The organism is Micromonospora sp. NPDC048871 (assembly GCF_043198155.1).
Taxonomy (GTDB): Bacteria; Actinomycetota; Actinomycetes; order Mycobacteriales; family Micromonosporaceae; genus Micromonospora.
Genome location: NZ_JBICUM010000001.1, coordinates 539,996 through 563,085, shown reverse-complemented (window position 1 = coordinate 563,085; position 23,090 = coordinate 539,996). Strand labels below are relative to the sequence as shown.

At 66.6% G+C, this 23,090-nt stretch carries 21 protein-coding genes, 1 tRNA gene and 4 pseudogenes; 20 read left to right on the top strand and 6 right to left on the bottom strand.

The genetic code is table 11. The features are described 5' to 3' along the window. The first annotated feature begins 31 nt into the window (after positions 1-31). Together ACGFIK_RS02705 and ACGFIK_RS02700 are read left to right on the top strand one after the other, a co-directional pair. Positions 32-1,234, top strand: coding sequence for a membrane dipeptidase (locus ACGFIK_RS02705; protein WP_327022434.1), 1,203 nt, complete (start codon positions 32-34; stop codon positions 1,232-1,234). A gap of 81 nt (positions 1,235-1,315) precedes the next feature. Beyond that, complete coding sequence (locus ACGFIK_RS02700; RefSeq protein WP_327022433.1) at positions 1,316-2,062, top strand: GntR family transcriptional regulator; 747 nt, start codon at positions 1,316-1,318, stop codon at positions 2,060-2,062. Positions 2,063-2,086: 24 nt separating this feature from the next. Here the strand turns inward: ACGFIK_RS02700 and ACGFIK_RS02695 are convergent, their stop codons facing one another. Beyond that, entirely contained in the window at positions 2,087-3,361 is a 1,275-nt protein-coding gene (locus tag ACGFIK_RS02695; RefSeq protein ID WP_393337292.1) for an Ig-like domain-containing protein, read from the bottom strand. Between the two features lie 125 nt (positions 3,362-3,486). Continuing rightward, a complete protein-coding gene (locus ACGFIK_RS02690; RefSeq protein ID WP_327027243.1) occupies positions 3,487-4,503 on the bottom strand; it encodes an Ig-like domain-containing protein in 1,017 nt (338 codons plus the stop codon). On the opposite strand from ACGFIK_RS02690, the gene ACGFIK_RS02685 reads away from it, so the two are divergent. From ACGFIK_RS02685 to ACGFIK_RS02675, 3 genes are all read left to right on the top strand, one after another. Continuing rightward, the gene (locus tag ACGFIK_RS02685; RefSeq protein WP_327027477.1) at positions 4,481-4,627 is read left to right on the top strand and encodes a hypothetical protein; all 147 of its coding nucleotides are present in this window, start codon (positions 4,481-4,483) and stop codon (positions 4,625-4,627) included. The two genes, ACGFIK_RS02690 and ACGFIK_RS02685, sit on opposite strands and share 23 nt — an antisense overlap. A 299-nt stretch (positions 4,628-4,926) precedes the next feature. Next, positions 4,927-5,002: transfer RNA gene (locus tag ACGFIK_RS02680), tRNA-Lys, on the top strand. 205 nt (positions 5,003-5,207) lie between these two features. Then, on the top strand, positions 5,208-5,648 hold the full coding sequence (locus ACGFIK_RS02675; protein ID WP_327022431.1) for an NUDIX hydrolase: 441 nt from the start codon (positions 5,208-5,210) through the stop codon (positions 5,646-5,648). A 174-nt stretch (positions 5,649-5,822) separates the two neighbouring features. On the opposite strand, the gene ACGFIK_RS02670 is transcribed toward ACGFIK_RS02675, so the two are convergent. Together ACGFIK_RS02670 and ACGFIK_RS02665 are read right to left on the bottom strand one after the other, a co-directional pair. Continuing rightward, positions 5,823-6,707, bottom strand: a complete 885-nt coding sequence (locus ACGFIK_RS02670; protein WP_327022430.1) for a hypothetical protein — start codon at positions 6,705-6,707, stop codon at positions 5,823-5,825. 516 nt (positions 6,708-7,223) lie between these two features. Further along, a complete protein-coding gene (locus ACGFIK_RS02665; RefSeq protein ID WP_327022429.1) occupies positions 7,224-7,688 on the bottom strand; it encodes a hypothetical protein in 465 nt (154 codons plus the stop codon). 267 nt (positions 7,689-7,955) lie between these two features. On the opposite strand from ACGFIK_RS02665, the gene ACGFIK_RS02660 reads away from it, so the two are divergent. From ACGFIK_RS02660 to ACGFIK_RS02590, 15 genes and pseudogenes are all read left to right on the top strand, one after another. Beyond that, positions 7,956-9,305: a hypothetical protein gene (locus ACGFIK_RS02660; RefSeq protein ID WP_327022428.1), complete on the top strand. Its 1,350-nt coding sequence runs from the start codon at positions 7,956-7,958 to the stop codon at positions 9,303-9,305. A 7-nt stretch (positions 9,306-9,312) separates the two neighbouring features. Next, positions 9,313-10,197 (top strand): phosphotransferase, encoded by an 885-nt coding sequence (locus ACGFIK_RS02655; protein ID WP_327022427.1) that lies wholly within the window; start codon positions 9,313-9,315, stop codon positions 10,195-10,197. Positions 10,198-10,391: 194 nt separating this feature from the next. Next, on the top strand, positions 10,392-10,805 hold the full coding sequence (gene amcA / locus ACGFIK_RS02650; RefSeq protein ID WP_393337288.1) for a multiple cyclophane-containing RiPP AmcA: 414 nt from the start codon (positions 10,392-10,394) through the stop codon (positions 10,803-10,805). A 131-nt stretch (positions 10,806-10,936) separates the two neighbouring features. Continuing rightward, positions 10,937-11,158: pseudogene (locus ACGFIK_RS02645) on the top strand (hypothetical protein); the annotation flags it as partial. A 35-nt stretch (positions 11,159-11,193) separates the two neighbouring features. Beyond that, positions 11,194-11,478, top strand: a pseudogene (locus ACGFIK_RS02640) (transposase); the annotation flags it as partial. Next, positions 11,457-11,875, top strand: a pseudogene (locus ACGFIK_RS02635) (transposase family protein); the annotation flags it as partial. The pseudogenes ACGFIK_RS02640 and ACGFIK_RS02635, both read left to right, overlap by 22 nt. A gap of 716 nt (positions 11,876-12,591) precedes the next feature. Next, positions 12,592-13,758 (top strand): glycosyltransferase, encoded by a 1,167-nt coding sequence (locus ACGFIK_RS02630; protein WP_327022425.1) that lies wholly within the window; start codon positions 12,592-12,594, stop codon positions 13,756-13,758. Further along, positions 13,755-15,086: an aromatic ring-hydroxylating dioxygenase subunit alpha gene (locus tag ACGFIK_RS02625; RefSeq protein WP_393337285.1), complete on the top strand. Its 1,332-nt coding sequence runs from the start codon at positions 13,755-13,757 to the stop codon at positions 15,084-15,086. Before ACGFIK_RS02630 ends, ACGFIK_RS02625 begins: the two co-directional genes overlap by 4 nt. Then, entirely contained in the window at positions 15,083-15,610 is a 528-nt protein-coding gene (locus ACGFIK_RS02620) for an aromatic-ring-hydroxylating dioxygenase subunit beta (RefSeq protein WP_327022423.1), read from the top strand. Before ACGFIK_RS02625 ends, ACGFIK_RS02620 begins: the two co-directional genes overlap by 4 nt. Positions 15,611-15,758: 148 nt before the next feature. Further along, on the top strand, positions 15,759-16,145 hold the full coding sequence (locus ACGFIK_RS02615) for a carboxymuconolactone decarboxylase family protein (RefSeq protein WP_013731917.1): 387 nt from the start codon (positions 15,759-15,761) through the stop codon (positions 16,143-16,145). Then, complete coding sequence (locus ACGFIK_RS02610; RefSeq protein WP_327022422.1) at positions 16,135-16,671, top strand: hypothetical protein; 537 nt, start codon at positions 16,135-16,137, stop codon at positions 16,669-16,671. The genes ACGFIK_RS02615 and ACGFIK_RS02610 overlap by 11 nt, the downstream gene beginning before the upstream one ends. A 117-nt stretch (positions 16,672-16,788) precedes the next feature. Continuing rightward, positions 16,789-17,733 carry a glycosyltransferase gene (locus ACGFIK_RS02605; protein WP_327022421.1) on the top strand — a complete coding sequence of 315 codons (945 nt, stop codon included), beginning with the start codon at positions 16,789-16,791 and terminating at the stop codon, positions 17,731-17,733. 155 nt (positions 17,734-17,888) lie between these two features. Beyond that, on the top strand, positions 17,889-19,703 hold the full coding sequence (locus ACGFIK_RS02600) for an ABC transporter ATP-binding protein (protein ID WP_327022420.1): 1,815 nt from the start codon (positions 17,889-17,891) through the stop codon (positions 19,701-19,703). 82 nt (positions 19,704-19,785) lie between these two features. Then, a complete protein-coding gene (locus ACGFIK_RS02595) occupies positions 19,786-21,480 on the top strand; it encodes an ABC transporter ATP-binding protein (RefSeq protein WP_327022419.1) in 1,695 nt (564 codons plus the stop codon). A gap of 59 nt (positions 21,481-21,539) precedes the next feature. Next, positions 21,540-21,797 (top strand): annotated as a pseudogene (locus ACGFIK_RS02590) (UDP-N-acetylglucosamine 1-carboxyvinyltransferase); the annotation flags it as partial. Positions 21,798-21,812: 15 nt separating this feature from the next. On the opposite strand, the gene ACGFIK_RS02585 reads toward ACGFIK_RS02590, so the two are convergent. Both ACGFIK_RS02585 and ACGFIK_RS02580 read right to left on the bottom strand, forming a co-directional pair. Next, entirely contained in the window at positions 21,813-22,520 is a 708-nt protein-coding gene (locus ACGFIK_RS02585; protein WP_393337280.1) for a 5-formyltetrahydrofolate cyclo-ligase, read from the bottom strand. Positions 22,521-22,530: 10 nt separating this feature from the next. Further along, on the bottom strand, positions 22,531-22,824 hold the full coding sequence (locus ACGFIK_RS02580; protein WP_327027475.1) for a hypothetical protein: 294 nt from the start codon (positions 22,822-22,824) through the stop codon (positions 22,531-22,533). Between the last annotated feature and the right edge of the window lie 266 nt (positions 22,825-23,090).

Sequence of the window (23,090 nt, the reverse complement as noted above, 5' to 3'; positions counted from 1 at the left end):
GCCGGCCATCCGTCCTGACAAGGAGAAGGTCTTGCTGCTAGATCCCGCCCCCCGATACCAGGGCCACAGGTCGTACTCCTACCTGGAGCCGCACTCGGACTACCGGGTGTTCACACTGGCCAAGGAAGTCGGTCGGGTGCCGGAGCACGACCTCGGCCTGACCGACACCCAGCGTGCCCGGGTGACCCGGCTGCTCACCGAGCACACCGCCATCTCGCTGCACGAGCACCCGGTGATCCTGCCCGAGGACGTCCGCGAGCTGCGGGCCTACAACCGGACCGCCCGCCAGCGCACCGGCTACGAGGGCCTGGCCCGGTCCGGCCTGACCGCGGTCTTCGACAACTTCATGGCCGGTGCCTCCTGCGTGACCAGCGAGAACGGCTGGAAGTGGAACGACCTCATCTACGCCCTCGGGATGCGGATGAGTGACCTCTACAAGCAGGACCACGTCTTCCTGGCCACCTCGCTGGCCGACATCCACGCGGCCAAGCGGGACGGCCGGTTGGCCCTGGTCGCCGGGCTGGAGTGCAGCAGCCCGATCGAGAACGAACTGGACCGCATCGACATCCTGTACGGCTTCGGGGTCCGCCAGCTCGGCATCGCCTACAGCCAGGCGAACATGCTCGGCGGGGGCCTGTCGGAGAAGCACGACGGCGGCCTGACCCACTTCGGGCGGCGCGCGGTGGACCGGATGAACAAGCTCGGTATCGCCATCGACATCTCGCACTCCGGCGACCAGACCTGCCTGGACGTCATCGAGGCCAGCCGGGTGCCGGTGTTCATCACCCACGCCGGTGCCCGGGCGGTGTGGGACACCTCCCGGATGAAGCCGGACGAGGTGATCCGGGCCTGCGCCGAGCGGGGTGGGGTGATCGGCATCGAGGCCGCCCCGCACACCACCCTGTCCGAGGCGCACAAGCACCACTCGATCGAGTCCGTGATGGACCACTTCACCTACTGCGTCGACCTGGTCGGCATCGACCATGTCACCTTCGGCCCGGACACCATGTTCGGCGACCACGTAGGGGTGCACAACACCTACGCCGGCAACTACGCCCACGACGCCGGCAACCGGCCGGAACACCCGCGGGTGGAGTACGTGTCCGGACTGGAGAACCCCGGTGAGGCCTTCGGCAACATCGTCGGCTGGCTGGTCAAGCACGACTACTCCGACGACGAGATCGCCAAGGTGATCGGTGGCAACACCATGCGGGTGCTCGAACAGGTCTGGTGACCTGTCGGCCGATCGGCCCGGCGGGCCCGGACGAACTACACTCCCTAGGCCGTTGACGGCGAAACGATGAGGTGAGGGCGGATGGCTCGGCGCGAGACCGCGCTACAGGCTGCGCACGGCCGACTCCGGGAGTTGATCGGCAGCGAGTTCCACTCGGGCGACAAACTGCCCAACGAGCGGGACCTGGCCGAACGGTTGGAGGTCAGCCGGGCCACCGTGCGCGAGGTGCTGGGCCAGCTAGCCGCCGAGGGAGTGGTGACCCGTACCTGGGGGATCGGCACCTTCGTGCACGACGGTGCCGACCGGGTGCCGGTGTCCATCAGCGACGTCACCGCCCTGCGGGACCGGATCACCGCCTCCGGCCACCGACCCACCCTGCAGGATGCCGCAGTCAGCCGGGCCACCTGCCCGGCTGACTGCGCGAAGGTGCTCGGGTTGGCGCCGGAGGCACCGGTGTGGCGGGTCGACCGCCTCTTCGCGGTGGACGGCGCACCGGCCGCCTGGATCCGCGACCACCTGCCGCTGAGCTTCGACGGCCGGGACCTGGACCCCTCCGGCCTGGTCAGCATCGACCTGGACATGTTCGAGTTCCTGGCCAGCGCCACCGGCATGCCGGTGTGCCGGGCCGAGATCGAACTAGCCGCCGTCCTGGCCGACGAGGAGGCGACCGCCCGGCTCGGCGTGGCGCTCGGCCATCCGCTGATCACCGCCACCCAGATCGGGTACGGCAGCAACGGCGCCGCCCTCTTCCACGGGCACTTCACGGTCCGCACGGACGTGCTGACCCTCAAGATCAGCCGAGGCGGAGACCCGCAGCCCAACCGGTGACCGGCCGACCGCCCCCTGGCAGGCTCAGGGGGCGGTGCTGGTCGAGACCTCCGGGTCGGGCTCCTCGGTCGGCACGTCCGCTGCCGGCTCGTACGGCAGGGCACTGCCCTTGACGTACTCCTCCCAGCTGACGTTCCAGTCCGTCCAGCCGTTGCCGAGCTGAAGCTTGCGCTCGGTGCCCTTGACGACGATCGGGTCGCCGACCCTGGTGTTGTTGAACAGCCAGGCACCGTTGGTCATCGAGACGTTCACGCAGCCGTGGGAGACGTTCGTGGTGCCCTGCTGCCCCTCCGACCAGGGTGCGGCGTGGATGAACTCGCCACCCCAGGTCAACCGCTGGGCGTAGTCGATCTTCGTGCGGTACCCGTCCTCCGGGCCCAACTCGTCGAAGGTGTCGAAGACCGTCTTGCGCAGCTTCTCCATCACCACCATGGTGCCGCTGGAGGAGGGGGTGCTCTTCTTGCCCAGGCTCACCGGGATCGTCTTGATCTTCTCGCCGTCGCGGGTCACCACCATCCGCTTGGTGCTGTTGTCCACCGTCATCACCAGCTTGGGGCCGATCTTGATGTCGACGGTCAGGTCAGCCCGGCCGTACCAGCCGTCGCCCAGGGGCAACCCACCGGCCTGCACCCGGTACGACACCTTGCTCCCGGCCTGCCAGAACTCCTTGGGCCGGTAGCGGACCTCGGTGGGGCTGACCCAGTGCCAGATGCCCTCCTGGGCCGGCGTCGAGGTCACCGTCATCCGCCGCTGCAACTCGGCCCGGTGCTTCTCCGGGATGGCCCGACCGAACTTCACGATCAGGGGCATGGCCACCCCGACGGTCTGGTCGTCACCGAGGAAACTGGTGATCCGGACCTGCTTGCTCGGCTGCTTCATCACCGTGAAGGCGCTGGTGGCGGTCACTGGCACCCCGTCGTCCCCGGTCGCGGTGACCGTGGCGGTGTACGACTCGCCGTACGACAACGCCTTCGACGGCAGCCAGCTCCTACCGTCCTGCGCCAGGGTGCCCTTGACCTTCTTCCCGGCGGAGTCGGTCAACTCCACCGAGGTCTCCTCGGCCTGCTCGGCGGCGAAGGTGATGGCCGTCGAGGCCGGCACGTTCTTCGCCTCGGCGGCCGGGGCGCTGATGGTCACCGACGCCTTGGCGGCCGGCTGATCGGCCCCGCCCTGCCAGCCCGGCGCCGTGCCGCCGCCCTTACCGCCGCCCGTGCAGGCGGAGGTCAGCGCCAACGCCACGGCGAGCATCCCCGCAGCGAGGCTCGCCCGTCGCCGGTTGCGTTGGTCCCGAACTCGCATGGTGTCCTCACAGTCGTGGTCCGCTGCCCGTCCCCTTCACTGACGCATCAGCTCACGTACCCGTTGCAGAGGGTGAACCGAAACACGTGAAGCGGGATGTCCGGATAGTGACACATCTGGCCCGGTCACACCGCCGGACCAGCACCACCCTCCGGCACCGGCAGGGCGCTGCCCTTGACGAACTCCGCCCAGCTCAGGTCCCACGCGGTCCACCCGTTGCCGGGCGCCAACTGACGCTCGGTGCCGGTGATGGTGATCGGATCGCCGATCTTCGTACGCTCGAAAAGCCACCTGGCGTTCGCCAAGGAGACGTTCACGCAGCCGTGGGAGACATTCTGCCGTCCCTGCACGTGCTCCGACCAGGGGGCGGCGTGGATGTACTCGCCACCCCAGGTCAGCCGCTGGGCGAACTGGATGTCGGTGACGTAGCGGTTCTCCGGGTCGGGGTCGTCCATGGTGTCGAAGACCGTGGCCTCCTTCTTCTCCATCACCACCAGGGTGCCGCTGGAGGAGGGAGTCTTCTTCTTGCCGAGACTCACCGGCAGGGTCTTGATCAGCTTGCCGTTCTCGTACACCCGCATCTGCTTGTCGGAGTTCGTCACCTTCATCTCGAAGGCAGAGCCGATCTTCGCGGTGGCGGTGCGGTCGACATTGCCGTACCGGCCGTTGCTCAGGGGGATGCCGGCCAGCGCGATGCGTACGGAGATCTTCGTGCCCGGCTTCCAGAACTCCGGCGCCCGGTAGTACGCCTGGGTGCCGTTGCCCACCCAGTGCCAGGCACCCGGCTGCGGCGGATCCGTCTGCACGAACATCCGCTTCTGCACCTTCGCCCGGTCCTTCTTGGCGATCCCCGGGTGGAACTCCGCCACCACCGGCATCGCCACCCCGTAGGTCCGGTCGTCGAACAGGTACAACCCGGAATTGATCACCGAGGCGGGCTTGGCCATCGTGGTGAAGGTGCTGGTGCCCTCGCTGACCGAGCCGTCCGGCTGGGTGGCGGTGACCGCGGCGGTGTAGCGGGTGGACCACTTCAACGGCGCCGACGGCACCCAGGAGGAGCCGTCCGTACGCAGCTTGCCCTTGACCTTCTTACCGTTCTCCGTGGTCAAGGTCACCTGCGTGACCTTGCCCCCCTCCGGCAGCTTCGCCCCGATCTCCGCGCTGACCGGACGGTCCTTCGCGCCGTCGGCCGGGCTCACCGTCAACGGCGGCCCACTGGACACCTCCGGGGTGCCCGGCGCCGCCGAACCGGTAGCTGTCGGCTGACCGCCCTCCACGAACTGGGCACCACCGGAATCGCCACTACAACCCGACAGCGCCAGCGACGCCACCAGGCCAAGAGCACCCAGTAACCCCCCGGCCCGCGCGAACCTGCCCATCCCCACCCCTGTCTCACGCACCTGGCGGACATCGTGCCGTACCCGAGCCATCCGGCATCAGCCCGTCCCAAGCCTTGTGCGTGGTTGGCACCAAATGTCCGCAGGAAGTCGGCCGAAGGGACGACCCGGGGATCGGATTGGAACCCCGCTCACGGGCCATGCTAGTGTTCTCCCCGTTGCCAACGAGCGCCGCTAGCTCAACTGGCAGAGCAGCGGACTCTTAATCCGCGGGTTCGGGGTTCGAGTCCCTGGCGGCGCACCAACGAGCAAGGCCCTGACCTGGCAGATCTCTGCCGGTCAGGGCCTTCTTCGTGTACGCCGGTGGTGGGTGGTCGCTCGGTGGGTGCTCGGGAGCCGTTGGACCGGGGCGGTGTCGGTGGGACGCGGTGTGATGTCAGCGGTCAGGCTCGAAGATCGAATGGGTGTTGCCGCCAGTGCATCCCGTCGGGTGTGGATAGGGGTCGGTCGTGCGTCGGATCGTGCGTAGGTCGGTGCGGGCCATTCCTGTGGACGAGAACGACCGCCTCGTGCTGATCAAGCGGATCAAGCCCGGTCAGGCGCCGTACTGGACAACGCCGGGCGGCGGCGTGGAGTCGACCGATGTCTCCCTGGAGGCTGCGCTTCGTCGGGAGTTGCACGAAGAACTCGGTGCCTCGGCCGATCGGTTCGCCCAGGTGTTCCTGTTCACCGCTCCCGTTGGGGATGGTGTTTCCGTGCAGCACTTCTACGTCTGTCGGCTACTTGAGCTGCGGGAGGATGCTCGAACCGGGCCGGAGTTCGATGATCCGTCGCGTGGTGACTACCAGCTAGACCGAGTGACGATCGAGAAGCTGCCTGCAGTGGATCTCAAGCCGGCAGGGCTGACCGAGTTCATCGCTTCCAACAAGGAGGCACTGCTCTCGGTGTAGGGCATTTTGGCCAGACCATCGCTGGGCCGAGTCTGAACTTGATCGGCTACGGCAAGGTGCGGGTCTGGCCGCCGCTTTGGGCGGCCAGCCGCAGGACGCGGGGAGCAAGGGTCGCGCGCTGGTCCAGGCGCCGCCCGGCCAAGTCATCGGGCCTCGTCGCCCCCGACTGGGGCGTCAGGCGAGTGCTTCCGGAGCGCGCCGCCGCCACCAGGCGCTGAAGAGGGTTATGACGTGCTCGTTGATTTCGTTCGTGATGATCTCGTGCGCGTCACCCATGAGCGGCCTGACGGCGTGCTTGTAGACCTCCGGGTGGTGTTCGACAGAGGGGCAGGTGAAGATGGCCAGCATCCGAAGGGCGCGCAGGGTGTCTGTTCCCAAGAGGGGAAAGTGAGCTTCCAGCAGCCTCACCAGGGCTGACCATACTTTGTCTACGACGATGCGGATGACGGCGTCGGTCACCAGCCGGGGCAGCCCTGAATCGAACCGCCGCGACAACGCGTCCTTGATGAACTGCTTGGCGGTATCTGTGAGCAGGTCGAGGGTCTTGTTGATCTTCTCGATCAACTGGATCAAGGCCACCAGTAGACTGCACCAGGTGTGATCGGCCAAGCGCTTCTTGACCTCCCTGGCGTCAGACTCATTCCGGACGAGGCTGTCCACGTCGGCTGAGATCTCGGACCACGTGTCCTTCATGACGGTTCGGCCGAGGATGTCGATCCGGCCAAGATCGGATGACACCGATGCTGGTTCAGCGTCGCGTGGCAGTCGGCCGTTGGCCTTCGGCCGACTGTCGGTGGCCCACAAGAAATTGGCAATGTCCAGGCGTGCGAGGTCGAAGTAGATTTGCCGGTTGTTGGCGTTGAATTTCTGGCGTCCGGTTCGTTGGTCTGCTTCTACTTCGTCCTTGAGTTCGCGCCGCCGGTCGTCGCGTCTCTCTGGCCGGTCGGCGGCGAGGTCCGTCCATCCTTGCCAGCCGTGTTGCGAGCCCCCGCAGCCGGAGCATGTACAGCCCGGCCGTTGGGCGTTGGCGCAGTTAGCCCTGTGGGTGTTGGTCATCATCCGCAAGTCGCCGCCCGGTCCGTTGCGCTTAACGTGACTGAACGATCACTCTACGTTGGGCGATGATGGGTGCCAATGGTTGTACGACAGGACCTGGTGGTTCAACTTCCGGCAATCCGGGCTCCGTGGGGGCGCAGTTCCTGGTGAGCGCCCATCGGTTCACTTTGACGCTAAGCCCTGTCGGATGGCTGATAGACGTACCTTCTCGCTTCTGCGGTCACCTCGACCAAGCGGGTTGTGGCAGGGCGTGTCAGAGCTTCCTTGCGATTTAACCGCAGCTGCCGGTCTGGAGTCTGAGTCAGGTCTGTGTCAGCTTGGATCGCAGCAACGTGCCTGTTTGGTGCATTATTCATGCCGCGCGGTTCTCCGGCATTTCGACTCGGAACGGGTGCGGGTACTCAATGCCGCAGTCGGAGCACCAAGCGCGGAACAGGGGCTGGTGGGTGTGAGGGCCAGCGCTGGAACGACCTTGTAGCGGATGCCGGACATGACGGTGAACAACTTTTCCAGGAATGTCTAAATTGGCATGCTGCCGGTTCTGGGTTCATTTTGCGGCCCGGTCAGTTGCGGCCGGGCGCGCCACTCGCGGGGCTTGGCACCGGTCGTCTCCGCTACGGCGGCGACGTCTTGGTGGTCGTACACCGTGCGAGTGCCGGAGATCGACATCCCGGCGGCGTTAGCGAGGTCGCCGAGTGTGTACGGGCGGGGTTGCACGAACTCGCGGCCGTAGGCGACGAGCTGGCGGATCTGTTCTTCAGCCTGCTCCTTGGCGCGGCGGGCGGTGTTCAGTGCTCCGATCAGTGGGTCCTGGTCGCCGTGCTCCCACGACAGGCGCAGGTTTTCGGCGGTTCGCTGCTGAGCATCGAACGCCTCGGCCGCGGCCGCTTGGAAGCCATCGTCGTGCTCGTCGCCTGGGCGAGTAGGCCGCGGGAGGGGGTGCAGGATCGCGGCCACGTCTTCGAAGATGTCTCGTCGATTCATGCCTACCTTTGTCGCACATCTTTGCGATGATCGCAAGCCTATGCCCCGATCGCAAACCGGGTCGGTGGCGGTGACCGGGACAGGCAGGCCGTGTCTCCGGAGTCTGGTGCTTGATCTCATGCGGGACATCATGAGGGTCCATCGTGGGTGTTCCGGATGCTGCTGCGTTCGCCGACTCTGGGGTGGGTGCCGTCAACTCGACCGCCTTTGACTTGATGTGACGGCGTGGATGCGCTGTGCTGACAAGCGGTCGTCGTTCGATCGGGGGTGATCGTGGCCGCGCAGGTGGATCCCGAGTGGTGGAACTCGGGACTTTGGAACGGCCGCCCGATCAGTGAGTTTCTACGGCGGCGCGATATCACTGCGGTTTTCCGCTTCCTTCACGCGCGAGGCGTGTCGTACGGCGGGATCGCAGGTCTTGTCGGTGTCTCGGCCAACCGCGCTGCTGAAATAGCCAAGGGCGCCCGGCAGGTCACGGCCTACGAGGTGTTGGAACGGATCGCGGACGGTCTGAACATTCCGCGTCCGGCTATGGGGCTCGGCCGCGACGAGGATGCCATTGCGTCTCGCGCCCCCGGCACCGTGGCCGTTGAGGGCGGAGGGGACCGATCGCTCGCCGGCGTGGAGGCCAGCAATCTGGTGAGACTCCGTCTGGGATTGGACGAGGCTCTGGCGGCGTCGAGTGTTGCTCCTCGGCAACTTGAGTTGATCGAGGAGGCCGCCAGCGAGCACATGAGGGTCTATCCCTCGGCTTCGCCCCAGGTCATGCTGTCGTTGTTGGCTGCCGACTGCCGGGAGGTCCAGGTGCTGTCGCTGCGGCGGCAGCCGGCGGCGGTCCAGGCCCGGCTTTCCGGGGTGGCGGCGTTGCTGGCGACGATGTGCGCTGACGCGTTGATGCGGCTCGGGGACGTGGCCGAGGCTCGACGGTGGTACGGCACGGCGATCCACGCGGCGGACGACAGCGGGGAGCCTCGTTTCAGGGTGCTCGTGCGGGCCCAAGCGGCGATGCTGCCGTACTACTTCGGCGATCCCGCCCAAACTGTGGCCTTGGCTGATGCGGCTCTGGCGGTCACATCGATCGCATCGTCGCCGGCCGCCCTGGCAGCCGCAGGCCGGGCGCGTGCCCTGGCCCGAATCGGCGCCGCCGAGCAGGCACGGTCGGCCATCGATCGGGCGCGTCGGCTGTTCGATCAGGCTGGCGACGAGGACAGCGACGTCGCCTTCAGGTTTCCGGCGAAACGGCTGCTGTTCTACCTCTCCGGCGCGTACACCTGGCTCGGTGACACGGGTGAGGCGTACCGGGTCCAGGACGAGGCGTTGCGGCTCTACGGCGCGGCTCCGGCCGTACCGATCGATGCGGCGCTCATCGCCCTGGACCGGTCGATGTGCCTCGCCCGGGAGCGGCGGGCGACCGAAGCGGCAGCGACCGCGCGTGATGCTGTCGCGGACCTGCCCGAGACGCAACGGACGGAGATCATCCTGACCAGGGCCACCGACGTGGCAACGGCGATCCCTGACGAGAGCCAGCGTGGTGAGGTTGCCGTCTTGACGGACTACGTGCGAGCGTGCCGCGAGAGCGCCCGTAGGCTTGGGACCACAGCCGCACTCGGTCCCTAGGAGCCCCATGTTCGTCGAGGCGCGCACCCGGCCGGTGCTCGCCGAGGTATGTCGTCTCCTCGGCTACCCCGACTCGAACGCGATGCTGCTGCGGCACCACACCAACGCCGTCTACGCACTAGGTGACGTGGTCATCAAGATCGCCCCCGGCGACCATGACCTGGAACGGGTGCGCGGGATGGTGGCCGTGGTCGACTGGCTGGGGGCCCATGATTTCCCCACGGTGGGCCTTTACCCAGGACTGTCCCAACCCTTGCGGGTGGGCGGGCACGCCGTCACGGTCTGGCAGCGTCTGGACCCGGCACACGACAACCCCATCACCGTCTCCGAGCTCGGTACGCTTCTCCGAGGCCTGCACGCCCTGTCGGCTCCGCCGGTGCCGCTGCCGGTCCTGCGACCGCTCCACAGCATCGAGCGGTCCGTCGCCCGTGCGGAGATCCTGAGTGACAAGGAACAGGATCTGTTGATGGGCCGGCTCGAAACACTGGCGGCCACATGGGAAGCGATGCGGTTTCCCCGCGGTACCAGCCTGATCCAGTCTGATCCGCAGATCCGCAACGCACTGCGGCGTTTCGACGGCAGGCCCGTACTTTCCGATTGGGACGGTGCCGCTCTCGGGCCCCGGGAGTGGGACATCGCCACGGTCGCTGTCCACTGCCGCCGCTTTGACCCGCCCGGCCCGGGAGCCTTCGCCGATTTCACCGCCGCCTACGGCTGGGATGCCACCTCCTGGTCCCAGTTCGAGGAACTGTGCCAGCTACGCGAGCTGCAGATGATCGCGACCAACGCCCGAAAGTCCCGACCTGGGACCGAGGCCGCCGACGAGGTGCACCACCGGATCGCGGGCCTCGTTGACGACGGGGCCGAACTCCGCCGCTGGCACATCCTCTGAACCGAGTTTCGTAGCGACAGGCGCCGCCTGTTCTCTTCGCATCGACCCAGCCAGCCATGGTGAGACCCACCGTGGCCCACCACGCTGGGTCTACTTCCGGCCGGTGCCGACAGCGATCGTGGACGTCAGGAACACGTCGGCGGACCGGTCCAGGACCATCCTGACCCTCATGGCGCGTCGGCGGGCCAGCGGCAATGTCACGCCAGGGAGACCAAGATGGATGTGCCTCACGGCGGCAGGTCGGATCGCGACCCGACGCACCGGCAAGTGCTCGCGCCGGGCACTCCGTCGACCGTACGGATGACTCCTCGTTCGCGTACCGCCATCGGGGCTGCGTGGGCGGGCGACCGGTGGTCTGTTTCCTGCCGTTGGCCGACGGCGGTGGGCTTGCCGGCAGGTCGGCAAGCCCACCGCGTACAAGCAGTGGGTCCAAGTGGGGGTCGGCGGTGACTGTGTACATCTCGCGTAACGCGAAGATGGGCGATCTGCCGCGAGACCGGTCGACATCGGCTTCGCCGATACAGCCGGGACCGGCCGATCCGCCGTTGCTGACGTACGTCTGGCGGATCGTGTTCGAGCGGCAGGAACGGGAGCGCGATCCCCGATGAACAGCGACGAAGACCGCCTCGCGGACGGTGAGTCGCCCGCACCATCGGAGCATCTGCCGTTACGGCCGCTTGCGCTGCCAGGGCGGCCGGTCGAGGCAGTCCGCGCCGAACCGCCCCGACCGCACTTGCCCATGCGGCCGCTGTGGCTGTGTCGCCGATGCGGCCAGCCGTGGCCCTGCGGCGCGGCGAAGGTCGCCCTTCTGGCGGAGTACCGGGACAGCCGGGTCAGCCTCTTTCTCTACCTGGCCAGCTGCCTGCACGACGCGATCGATGATCTGCACCAGCTCCACCCCAACAACACCGGTAGCACCGCCAGCGTCTTCGACCGATTCCTCGGCTGGCCCACCCAGCACCGCAGCCGACGCCCGCCTACGGCCGTCCCGCAGACCCCAGAGGGGCCTCGTCCGGCAAGACACACCGACTGCGCCTCAACCGAGGAGGCGATCGTCAGGCCAACGCCGCGCTGTACCGCGCGGTGCTAATCCGCCTGAGATGGCACCTTCCGACGAGGGCCTACCTACAACGACGCACCGCTGAGGGTCGAACCAAGCGTGAAGTCATCCGCTGCTTGAAGCGATACCTCGCCCGCACGATCTACAAGATCATCGCTGCCGCTCAGTCCCCTCAACGAGTTGACATTCATAGGGCATCAAACACAAGCGGCACGGCGTGAACGTGCAGGTCATCGCCGACGCGGCCGGGCGTCTCGTCTGGGCCTCGGCCGCGCTGCCCGGCTCGACGCACGACCTGACCGCCGCCCGCACCCACGGCATCATCGACGCCCTGACCAGCGCCGACGTGATGACCTTCGCGGACAAGGGCTATCAAGGTGCCCCCAGCGGCACGCGCACCCCGTTCAAGCGGCGCCGCTTCCGGCCGAAGCTGTCACGCCGGCAGAAGGCCGTCAACCGGGCCCACGCGAAGATCCGCGCCCGCGGCGAACGCGCGATCGCCACACCAAGACCTGGAAAGTCCTGGTCAAGCTGCGCTGCTGCCCATGCCGAGCGACCGCGATCGTGCAGGCCATCCTCGTCCTGCACCACGTCGAGAACCCGACCTACGGAGGATGAAAATGGCTGTCATAGTCAGCCTCCTTTGTCCGGCGGAGCACCAAAATCGGCCCGCAGAGCGTGTGCTCTGCGGGCCGATCGCGTCGCCTTATCGGGAATAAGGCAGGGAAAGGCCCCCTGTCGAACAACGGGGACCCCGGGTAGGGGCCTCGTCTGTGAGTCGGAACGGATAGCCGGTGACCATGGTTCGCAGCTCCGCCCAGGGTGACATTTCAAACTTCATTGACACCATTGCATGAAATCTGGCGATTCGGCCGGAAGGGTTGTGAACCCGCAGCCTTCCCGCCTTCGCTGCCGAGGAACCTGCCCTGCCTGCTACGGGTCGAGGCGGAGTTCGGTCAAAGTGGCGGTGTTGCGGGTGCGCCGACAGCGTTGAGGCATTGACATTGATCACGCTGTCCGGCAAACTTTCCGCAGTCGCCTCGGTGCAGGCGCTGGACCCCTTGTTGCAAGTTCGTTTCCGAGTAGTAAACGTAGACGGGTCCGCGTCCCCACAATGATGGAGGGGATTGCGTAGATCCTCGTAACAGTTTTGGGACGTCGATGGCTCCGTCGCACTGCCGGGGTTCTCGCGTGCCTGCGGGCGGATTTATGCCGCTCGTACGTCGCGGTGCCGACTCGTCTTCGAAGGCCGGGTGTCGTAATCGTGCCCAATATGGTCGATCCCGGCCCAGATCTGAGTCGGCTTGTTCGTTTTCCCATGGATCGGAGACCTAGTGCGCATCGTCTTTCTCACCACCACTCAGCATGGTCACCTCAACCCGTACATTCCGGTGGTCAATGCGCTCCAAGCCACCGGCAATGAGGTTGTGCTGCTGTTGTTGTCAGCGGACGGTGGCGCGCTCGGCGAACAGCGTCGCCAGGCCCTGGGTCCGGCGGAGGTCCATATGGTCGGGCAGGTCCAGATGGCGCCGTGGAGCGACGATCCGGCAAAGATCGGTCCGATGCTCGAATCGTCACCGCTGGCGGACCAGGTGGCTGATGCGCTGCGGGCGACGGCGCCGGACTTCGCGCTGCTCGATTCGCTGCCGGTATTGGCGGCGGCGATGGCCGGGGCGCAGGCGTCCGGTGTGCCGTACGGGATGATCTGGGCAAACCTAGGCGGAGTATGCCCAAAGGAACGTCGGCGAGGTCGCTGGCTGTACGACGAACAGGTTGGCGACTATCTGACCAGGCACGGGGTGTTGTGGTCGACCCGAACTCATTCGGCGCGTTCGCCGATTCTCAATCTGATGCCGACGATTCCCTCGCTCGTCGGGGATGAAGCGGTCACCGACGACGGTGTGCAACTGGTCGGGTTGCCGGGAGCGGCCGGAAAGCGCGGCGACGAGGTCGCCTTTCCCGGCCTGGAGGAGATCGACCCCGGTCGTCCGCTGGTGTTCGTCTCCTTCGGCACGATCTTCTTCCGGCGGCCCGACCTCCTCCGCACGGTGATCATGGGGGCGGTGAAGACCGGTGCACAGGTGATCGCCGCGGTGGGAGATCTCGCTGAGGAACTCGCGCTGCCCGCCGACGTGCTCACCGCCCCGTACGTGCCACAACGTGAGGTCCTTGCGCGCGCCGATGTGTTCATCACCCATGGCGGCTACAACTCGGTGGCGGAGTCGATCCGGGCGGCGACACCGATGCTGGTGATCCCGCTGGCGGTGGATCAGCCTATCCAGGCGTACTTCGTGGAAACCGCGGGCTTCGGGACGGCAATTGAGCCGGCCGACGTCACAGAACGGGCGGTCGCTGACGCGGTCACCGATCTGCTTGATCCCGGCCGGGACTACCGGGCGCGGCTGCGCGCGGCGCAGCCCGAGTGCGGCGATTCCGCCGCGCGCACGGCGGAAATGGTTCTCAGCATGGGCGAGAAGCTACCGCGAAAGGGGGAGCAGTGACGATAGAACTACAGCGGCCGGTGGGCGACCGGATCGTGTTCGATGATCTTGAGAATTTCTCATTCCGGGTCGACCACCGGGCCTACACCGACGAGGACGTGGCCGCACAGGAGATGACCAAGATCTTCGATCGCTGCTGGTTGTACGTCGGGCACGAGTCGGAGGTACCCGCGCCGGGCTCCTACGTGTCACGAGACGTCGGAGGGCGCCCGGTGGTCATGGCGCGCGGCTCCGACGGGGTGATTCGAGTGTTCGCCAACAGCTGCCCGCACCGGGGGGCCCTGATCTGCTCGCAGCCAGCCGGGCAGGCCAGATCGTTCCGGTGCCCGTACCACGACTGGACATTCTCCAACCAGGGTGACCTGGTCGGAGTTCCGCTCCCGGACGGGTACGGTCCAGGCTTCCGCAAATCCGACTTCGGCCTGGCGCGGCACCGCAGCGACAGTTACCGGGGTTTCGTGTTCGCGACCTTCGATCCTGAGCAGCCACGCACCTTGACCGAGTATCTGGCGGGCGCGACGGAGTACCTCGATCTGATCGCCGATCAGTCCGAAGTGGGAATGGAGGTGATCCAAGGTGCGCAATTGCACGGGGCCCGGGCCAACTGGAAGCTCATGATGGAGAACAGCGTCGACATCTACCACTTCCGCGCCCTGCACAAGCGTTACGTCAGCTACATCGAGTCGCTCGGCACAACGGCACCGCGACGACGAGGCGGCTTCGCCCGCGCTCTCGGGCGGGGGCATGGCGCCAACGAGCTGGTACCGGCGGCAGCCCGACCGCTCGCCTACTGGACGCCGATGTTCCCCCCCGAGGTCAGGTCACGGATGGAGGCGACGGCCGCACGGTTCGTCGAACGGTTCGGCGCCGAACGCGCCCAACGGATCACCGGTGCCAATCGGGCGTTGATGATCTTCCCCAATCTGATGATCATCGACGCGATCGGAATCACCATCCGCAAGATCGACCCGGTCAGCGCCGGCCAGATGTCCATCACCTCGGTCGCACTGGCCCCCAAGGACGAGGATCCGGACATCCGGGAACTGCGTAAGAGTCACTACCTGACCTTCCTCGGTCCCGCCGGTTTCGCCACCCCCGACGACATCGAGATCGTCGAGTCCTGTCAACGGGGCTACCTCAATCGCACGCTCCGCTTCTCGGACCTGTCACGCGGAATGGCCAAAGAGGTCCCCGAGACCACCGACGAGCTCCCCGCCCGCGAGTTCTGGCGGCAGTGGGACCGGCTGATGCACGACGGCGACGACGACCACGAGGAAGCTCAAGACGTCACTCAGCGGGCCGAGAGGCAAGGGGCGCAACGGCGATGACCACCGACACGATAAACACCGATCCGGCGGTCGACGAGACGGCCCAGCTGCGGTTGTGGCACCGGGTGAGCCAGTTCCTCTTCCGTGAGGCGCGACTGCTCGACGAGTGGCGCCTGCGCGAGTGGTACGACGAGATGCTGACCGACGACATCCGCTACCTGGTGCCGGCCACCGACGTCCGGAGCGAGTCGGCCACCGCGCTCGGGCTGATCGACGACAACGCCGCCCGACTACGCCAGCGGATCGAGCAACTCCTCAACGGCGAGGTGTGGTGCGAGAATCCCCTGTCGCGAACGAATCGGATGATCACCAACGTGGAGATCCTGGCTGATCGGGGCACGCACATCGAGGTGGCGGCGAATGTCGTCGTGTACCGGTTCGGACACGGGCGCTCTGACTCATACGTCGGAAAATATCGGCTCGAACTCGCCGTCGAGGGCGAGTCGTTCCGGGTCCGGAGACGTCTCGTGGTGCTCGACCACGAGAGTCTTCGCGAACACGGAAAGCTCAGCATCATCCTCTGAGATCTGACCGAGACACGGCCCTCCGCACAGCTCCGGCGCAGGGGTGGGTCTGGTTCAGGCTGCCCCGCGCCGCTGCTCGCCGCCTTCGTGGCGTCGTAGGAATTCACCACTGTCCGACAGGCCACCTGGCAACACGAAGGAGTGATCGATGAACCAGCCGCTTGCCCGACATGAGCGGGGTGAGGCCATGTTCAAGCACGTCTTCGGCCGCGAACCCCGCCCAGGCTCCTACCCCGATTTCCTCCAGCTCACCATCGACCACTTGTTCGGTGAGATCTGGACCCGCCCGCACCTGAGCGTCGAGGAGCGCGAATTGATCGCGCTGACCGCGGTCACCCTGGCCCGGACCGACTGGGAGCTGCGTGGCCACATCGGCGCCGCCCTGCACCTGGGGATGTCACAAGAGAAGATCGTCGAAATCATCATCCAGCTCGCCTACTACGGGGGATGGCCGGTCGCCAACAACGGGCTGCGCATCGCCCAGGAGGTATTCGCCGAGCTCGCCACCGGCAAGGACGCCGACCATGACCAATGACCCTGCTGCCCTCGACCCCGCCGTCAAGGTCGATCTCTGGCGCCAGCGGTTCTTCGAGGCCCAGGCGGCGGCCGAAGAGTTCATTCTGGGCGTGCACGGCGATGAGGGCTTGTCCGCGTGGATCCAGGCGAACTCACGCATCACCGCGGACCTGCTGCAGTCGCAGCGACCCGCCGGAGAGTCAGCCACCGTGCACTTCATGAATCGGCTGCAGCGCCAACTGCTGCTTTACGACTCGGCGGTGACCAGCACGCCCCAGCCTTCTGGCACCGTCCTGCGCAACGCGGAGTGCGGGATCCTGCGGTACCGCAAACAGGCCGCCGGTGCCGGCGTCAAACTGACTTTCGCGTCACCATGTCCGTACTGTCAGGAACTCAACACGGCCATCGCCGCCCGCTACGTCGAATCGGACGTCACGGTGTCGTGCGAACAGGCAGGCGACGGATGCACCTGGCGCGCGGAATCCCGTCACGCCTCAGAGGGCGATGCGGCCGGGCCACCTGACCGCGGCGGAACCGTAGATTAACCGACAGTGGGGCGTCGGTCGTCGGCTGTCGGTTCGACATCGAACTTGCAAGAACGTGATGCGGGGCTTCCCACGTCGGGAACCCGGCTTCTGCTCTGGAACGGAGACCGTCCGTCGATGAAGGCATCAGTGGTTGTGCCGACATTCAACTCGTTCGTGTTGCTGGACAGATGCCTTCGCACGTTCCGTGCACAGAATCTGGCTGTCTCCGATTCTCTCGAAGTGCTTGTCGTCGATGATGGATCGACCGACCCGACAGCGGAGACCGTGCGGCGTCACGTGATGGCGGACTCCCGGTTCCGCTACCTGTATCTGCCTCGGTCTGCAACGTCGTCCAGAAGCGCCGCAAGAAATCGCGGTGCAGAAGAAGCGACCGGCGACATCCTGATCTTCGTCGATGGTGATCAACTGGTTCCGCCCACTTTTGTCGAACAGCATCTTCGGCACTACCAAGGCATTTCCGCGAAGAAGGCCGTCATCGGCTTCAGAAAATATCTGCGGACTCCGGAGGCGTTCGACGACCGCTTCATGGAGTACGGCGGCGAGGAATTCCTCGGCGGCGTGATCAAGAGCGACATCAGGCTGGACCTGCTGAGTCGCCTGAGCGATATCGGCGGTGATCTGAAGACATCGTGGCATCTGTTTTTCACCTGCAACGTATCTGTTCCACGCGTCGACTTCACGCGCGTCGGTGGATTCAACGAGGAATTCCGGGGATGGGGCCTGGAGGATTCCGAGTTGGGGTACAGACTGGAGCGCTCCGGCACGCAGCTCGTCTTCGACGAAGATAGCTTCGCCTATCATCAAGGGCCGCCGCTGAGCCCCGACAAGACTGTCTACGAGGGCTGGCTGAAGAACCTGAGCCTATTCATCGCGCTACACGAGGGAGCTCCCGAGGTGATCCTGCAGGCCATGCTTGCGCCGATATTCAACCCTGCGGTCGGCGCCAACTGGGTCGCTCTCTACGAGCAGTTCGAAATGTGCGCAAGGTCCACCCCCACGGCCTCTCCTGGGTCACCTGCCGAGGTTGAGGAAAGCGGATTTTCCGTTCCTGTCGCGTAGGCAGAGTTGGGGGACGGCACGCCCATATCTCCCTACCTCATTCACGGCCGCACGGGAGGCGCCTGGTGGTGACGACGCACGAAAGGTCTGTGTGGGCGGAACTTGTTCGCGGCCACAGATCGCGCCTCGACGGGCGAATGAGAATCCTGCACCTGGTGCCCAACGCCGGCTGGTCGCTGGTTTCGTCTGCCGTGATGATCCAGATCGCCGCGGGGATCCTGCCGGTCGCGTTCATCCTCGCCACCTCAGCCGTGGTCGCCCGAGTGCCGGACGCGGTAGCCGGCGGGCTCGGGTCGGCGGCCTGGAGCGATCTTCGGACCAACTTGATCCTCGCGGCGGCCGCGTTCTTCGGAGTGCAGCTGCTGCTGCCGGTACAGGAACTGCTCGGCAACCTGATCCGCCGTCGCCTCGACGATCTCGTCCGTGACCGGTTGATGGCGGCCTCCCAAGCGAGCGGCGGCGTGGCCGTGATGGAGGATCCGGAGCTGCTCGATCACGTCGCCGACGCCAAGGACCGGCTGCGGACCGAGATGTGGTCGCCTGGTGCCGCGGGTGCCGGTCAGATCGCGCTGATCTCGCGGTACCTGCAGACCGTTCTCGCTGCCGGGGTCACGTCGGTTGCCTTCGTGTGGTGGGCGGGGCCGGCTCTGCTCCTCGCGGCCTTGACGATCCGCTTCGGCTACCGGCTCGGCCTGTCGGTGTTCACCGAGGTCTTTCGCAGCACCGCCCGGCTGCGGCGCCGCAGCGAATATCTCCGCACCATGCTGCTCCAGCCCGCGGCGGCGAAGGAGTTGCGGGTCTTCGGCCTTCTACCTTGGTTGAAGCAGGAGTACACGACGGCCGCCATGGACGCCGTGCTCCCGGTCTGGCGGGCCCGACGCAGGCTGTTCTACGGCCCCTACATACTCTATGTTCTTGTCGCCTTCGTGCTGCTGGGCGCGCTGCTGACGGGAGCGGCTCAGGCAACGGCGTCCGGACTGCTCGGCTTGGGCGGGTTGATACTCGTATTCCAGGCGTCCCTGGCCGCCATGAGGATCGGCGGTTTCATCGCCGAGTCCGATGTGGCGACCGAGCAGGGCCTCAATGCCTACCGGTCGGTGGAGCGGATCGAGAGGATGAGCGAAGCCGACGCCCGCACCACCGAGAACGGCAGGGGCGATCCGGCGGGACTGCCCAGGACGCTGTTGCGATTCGACAAGGTGTCCTTCGCCTACCCGGGCGGGCTACCGGTGCTGAACGACCTCGACCTCACCATCGAGGCGGGCCGGTCGCTGGCGATCGTCGGCCTTAACGGCGCAGGCAAGACGACCCTGGTGAAACTGCTGGCCCGGCTCTACGAACCGACGGCCGGGACGATCACCGCTGACGGCGTCGACATTCGGACCTTCCCGGCCACGGCGTGGCAGCGCCGGGTTGCCGCCATCTTCCAGGACTTCACCCACTTCGAGCTGCCGGTGCGCGACAACGTCGCTTTCGGCGCGATCGAGTTGCTCGCCGAGCCGGAGCGTGCCGACAAGGTGGTCCGGGCCGCCCTGGAAAAGGCCGGCGCGGCGGATTTCGTCAACCAGCTCCCCCGCGGCCTGGAGACTCCACTGTCACGGCGATACGCCGGCGGCGCCGAACTGTCCGGTGGGCAGTGGCAGCGCATCGCGATCGCCCGTGCTCTGGTCGCCGTCGAGGGTGGCGCGAGCATTCTCGTCCTCGACGAGCCGACCGCCAACCTGGACGTGCGGTCGGAGGTGGCGTTCTTCGAGCGGTTCCTCGACCTCACCCGAGGAGTCACCAGCGTGGTCATCTCGCACCGGTTCTCCACGGTGCGCCGTGCCGACCGGATCGTCGTGTTGGAACACGGTCGCGTCGTCGAGGAGGGCACCCACGAAGAGCTGCTCGCCCTCGACGGCCGCTATGCGGAGCTGTTTCGGCTGCAGGCCGCGCGGTTCACCGAGGAAGAGGTGGAAGGCTGTGCATAGAGTCCTGCGCAGTGTCCGCGCGACCCTGGCGTCGGCGTGGCGGCTCAGCCCGGGAAGGCTGATCACCGCCGCCCTGTTGATGATGCTCGGCGCGGTGAGTGGACCCCTGCTGGCGCTCTTTCTGGGTGTGGCGGTCGATGCGGCCCTCGACCGGCGGACCGATGTCGCGGTCTGGACGGCGACGGCCGCCGCCGTGAGTATCCTGCTCAGCTTGACGATGGAGCACTTCGCCCACATCTTCTTCTTCGAGCTCGGTGATCTGCACAAGCAGGACACCGAACGCCAACTCGGCGACCTGGCGCACGGGCCGGTCGGACTGGCGCTGCACGAACGGGGGGACGCCGCGGATCGCTTCGAGTTGCTCCGACAGCAGTCGTGGACGCTGGGTCAGAGCGTGCAGACCGTCCTGACGATCGGGGTGCTGGTCACCCAGTTCACCCTGACCGCCGTGCTCCTCGCCCGCATCGAGCCGTGGCTGCTCCTGTTGCCGATCTTCGGTGTCCCCCCGTTGATCGCCGGGCGGCTGGCCGAGAAGCGGCTGGAACGTGCCGAACTCGTGACCGCCGAGTCGACCCGCATGAGCTGGCACCTGTTCGATCTGGCCCTCAGCTCGATCGCCGCCAAGGAGATTCGGCTCTTCGGGCTCGGCGGAGAGCTCCGCCGCCGCCATGGGACGGTCCGCCGCGAGGTGGACAGCCGATTGCGCCGGGCTGAATGTGCTGGCGCGGCCCTGCGGTTCACCGGTCAGCTGATCTTCGCGCTCGGATACATCGGCTCCATCGTCCTGGTCGTCCGCGCCGCCATCAGCGGCGAGCGCACCGTCGGCGACGTTGTCCTCGCCATCACGCTGGCCGTGCAAACCAACGCGCAGGCCGCCGGAGCCGTCGCGCTCGCCCAGGCGCTGCAACGCAACGCCCGCGCCATCGGCTGGTTGAGCTGGATCCGCGACGCCACGCCGTCGGAACCCGGTCCGCCGGCTGACCAGGCGCCGCCCGCCGTCCTCGCCGACGGCATCGAGCTGCGTGACGTCGCGTTCCGCTACCCGGGCACCGATACCGACGTGCTGCAAGGCCTCAGCCTGCGCATCCCTTCCGGCACGATCGTCGCCATCGTCGGCGACAACGGCTCCGGCAAGTCCACCCTGGTCAAGCTGCTCTGCCAGTTCTACCGGCCCACCGCGGGTGAGATCACCATCGATGGCGCCGACCTGCGGCGGCTCGACCCGCTGGGATGGCGCCAGCGGATCTCCGCCAGCTTCCAGGACTACCTCCGGCTGGAACTGCGGGCCAGAAGCAGTATCGGCCTCGGTGACCTGCCGCGACTCGATGCACCGGGCGCGGTGGAGCGGGCAATCCGGCGTGCAGATGCTGAGGAGGTGATCGACCGGCTGCCGATCGGCCTGGAGACCTACCTTGGCAAGTCCTACGACAACGGCGCTGAACTGTCGGGCGGGCAGTGGCAGCGCATCGCGTTGAGCCGGTCGATGATGCGCAACGATCCGCTGCTGCTGTTGCTCGACGAGCCCGCCGCCGCCTTGGACCCGCTGACCGAGCACGCCTTGTTCGACCGGTACTCCGACGCGGCGCGTGACGTGGGGATCCGTACCGGCGGCGTCACCGTCTTCGTGTCACACCGGTTCTCGACCGTCCGGATGGCGGACTTGATCCTGGTCGTGTCGGACGGGCGGATCGCAGAGTCCGGCAGCCACGAAGAGCTTCTGGCGCTCAACGGGATGTACGCCGAGTTCTTCAGCCTGCAGGCGGCCGCGTATCGCTGATCACCAGGGCAATGAGCAAGGCCTGACCTGGAGTTCACTACCGTGTCCGCCCGGCCGGGCCGCTCAACGGCACCGCCGTCGTCCAAGGCGCGACGAACGCCGCACTGCCTATGATCGGCGCCGCGCTGCTCGCCCGACGCGGTCAGACGGTGCTGCGTAACGTCCCCGCGATCACCGACGTCCAGCGTGCCGTCGACCTCGCCCGGCTCCTCGGCGCCCACGTCGAGTACCACCCGAACGACCGACTGCTCGTCATCGACGCCACCGACATCACCAGCTCACGACTACTGGCCGATCTCACCCGCCTGTTCCGGTGACCAGGCAACGCATGATCAGCGCAGGACTGGGATGTCGTCGAGCTGATCCGCACGGAGGCTTTCCCTGAGGATGCCGGAAGGGCGCCCCCGGTCAGGTGTGCATGCGACCACCTCGTCGGGGGTGATCGCGTAGTCGACGCTGAAGTCGTGATCGGCGTCAGGTAGTTCCTCGTCAAGAAGTTGGCTCTGGTGGATCGTGGTGGCGATGACGGTGTCCATGGTCACGAGCCCAGCTTCGGTCAGGAGCGCGATCTCCAGGTCGGAGTAGCCGGCTCCCTTGCCGACCCGTACGCCGTTGCGTCGGCTGACCGCGACGCTGCCGCACACGATCATGTCCACCGGTCGCATGTCGTCGGGGCCGACTCTGGGGGCGATCTCGGCCGCACCCGTGCTCGTGGCCGCAGTCTCGAAGGGGACTTCCAAGTCATCCGGGTCTAGCAGGTAGAAGGGCTTCGGTGTGGCGAGTCGTGGGACCGCCATGTAAAGCAGTTTGCCCTCCTGAAGGGCGCGGACCCGGACGGGCAGTTGGGCCCGGTCGGGATTGCATTTGATGACCCGTGCCTGCTTCCAGGCATCCAGTTCTGTGAGCCGGGCTGCTGCGGCTTCCTTGCCCACGAAGTCGGGAATGTGGCCGTGCACCCCGGGCGGTGCGGCACCTTCGCGTTCGAGAAGGTCCCAGACCCGTCGCCGGACAGACTGCTTGGCGTCGTCGATGCTTGTCACGCTGTTGCTCCTATGGAGTGATGAGGGTGAGGAGTCGGTCGTGGACATCCTGAACCGGCGGCTGATCGCTCCAGGGACGCAGTTGGCGGGCGGCGGAGAAGGCGAGAGTAAGGCCACCTCCAGCGCGGGTCCGCTCGATGACATCGATGTTCAGATGCAGGTAGGAGACGGCGGCCTCGAGGTCGCGGTGGCGGATGTTGGCCAGGGCGAGATTGCCGAGGATGACGGCGGTCGACTTGCGGCGTGCGGCGACGAGTTGATGAGCCTCTTCCAACGCCTTGACTGCCGCAGTCGGCTTGTTCAACGACAACCAGCAGGAGCCCGCGAGTCGCGCGTGATGGCTGGGAACAGTAGAGGGCTGAGGCCGGATCTTGCGGGCTCACCGAAGCGAAGTGATCCTCGGCGACGCCAAGGGCCTCAGCGCACTCTCGTACCTGGCCGAGCATCGCGTGTGCCTCGGCGCGGTGTAGTTGGGCGAGGCCAGCGAGCACGCGGCTGTCGCGGCGGCTCACCGCAGCGGCCTGCGCGGTCAGTGCGACGGCAGCGGTTGGCTGCCTGGTGCCGTAGAGC

Excerpts from the sequence above, each read along its gene's own strand:
- ACGFIK_RS02605 (WP_327022421.1), top strand. The coding sequence starts at position 16,789 with ATGAAGGCATCAGTGGTTGTGCCGACATTCAACTCGTTCGTGTTGCTG.
- ACGFIK_RS02595 (WP_327022419.1), top strand. The coding sequence starts at position 19,786 with ATGCTCGGCGCGGTGAGTGGACCCCTGCTGGCGCTCTTTCTGGGTGTG.
- ACGFIK_RS02615 (WP_013731917.1), top strand. The coding sequence starts at position 15,759 with ATGAACCAGCCGCTTGCCCGACATGAGCGGGGTGAGGCCATGTTCAAG.
- ACGFIK_RS02670 (WP_327022430.1), bottom strand. The coding sequence starts at position 6,707 with ATGATGACCAACACCCACAGGGCTAACTGCGCCAACGCCCAACGGCCG.
- ACGFIK_RS02610 (WP_327022422.1), top strand. The coding sequence starts at position 16,135 with ATGACCAATGACCCTGCTGCCCTCGACCCCGCCGTCAAGGTCGATCTC.
- ACGFIK_RS02665 (WP_327022429.1), bottom strand. The coding sequence starts at position 7,688 with ATGAATCGACGAGACATCTTCGAAGACGTGGCCGCGATCCTGCACCCC.
- ACGFIK_RS02695 (WP_393337292.1), bottom strand. The coding sequence starts at position 3,361 with ATGCGAGTTCGGGACCAACGCAACCGGCGACGGGCGAGCCTCGCTGCG.
- amcA (WP_393337288.1), top strand. The coding sequence starts at position 10,392 with ATGTCACGCCAGGGAGACCAAGATGGATGTGCCTCACGGCGGCAGGTC.
- ACGFIK_RS02655 (WP_327022427.1), top strand. The coding sequence starts at position 9,313 with ATGTTCGTCGAGGCGCGCACCCGGCCGGTGCTCGCCGAGGTATGTCGT.
- ACGFIK_RS02620 (WP_327022423.1), top strand. The coding sequence starts at position 15,083 with ATGACCACCGACACGATAAACACCGATCCGGCGGTCGACGAGACGGCC.
- ACGFIK_RS02700 (WP_327022433.1), top strand. The coding sequence starts at position 1,316 with ATGGCTCGGCGCGAGACCGCGCTACAGGCTGCGCACGGCCGACTCCGG.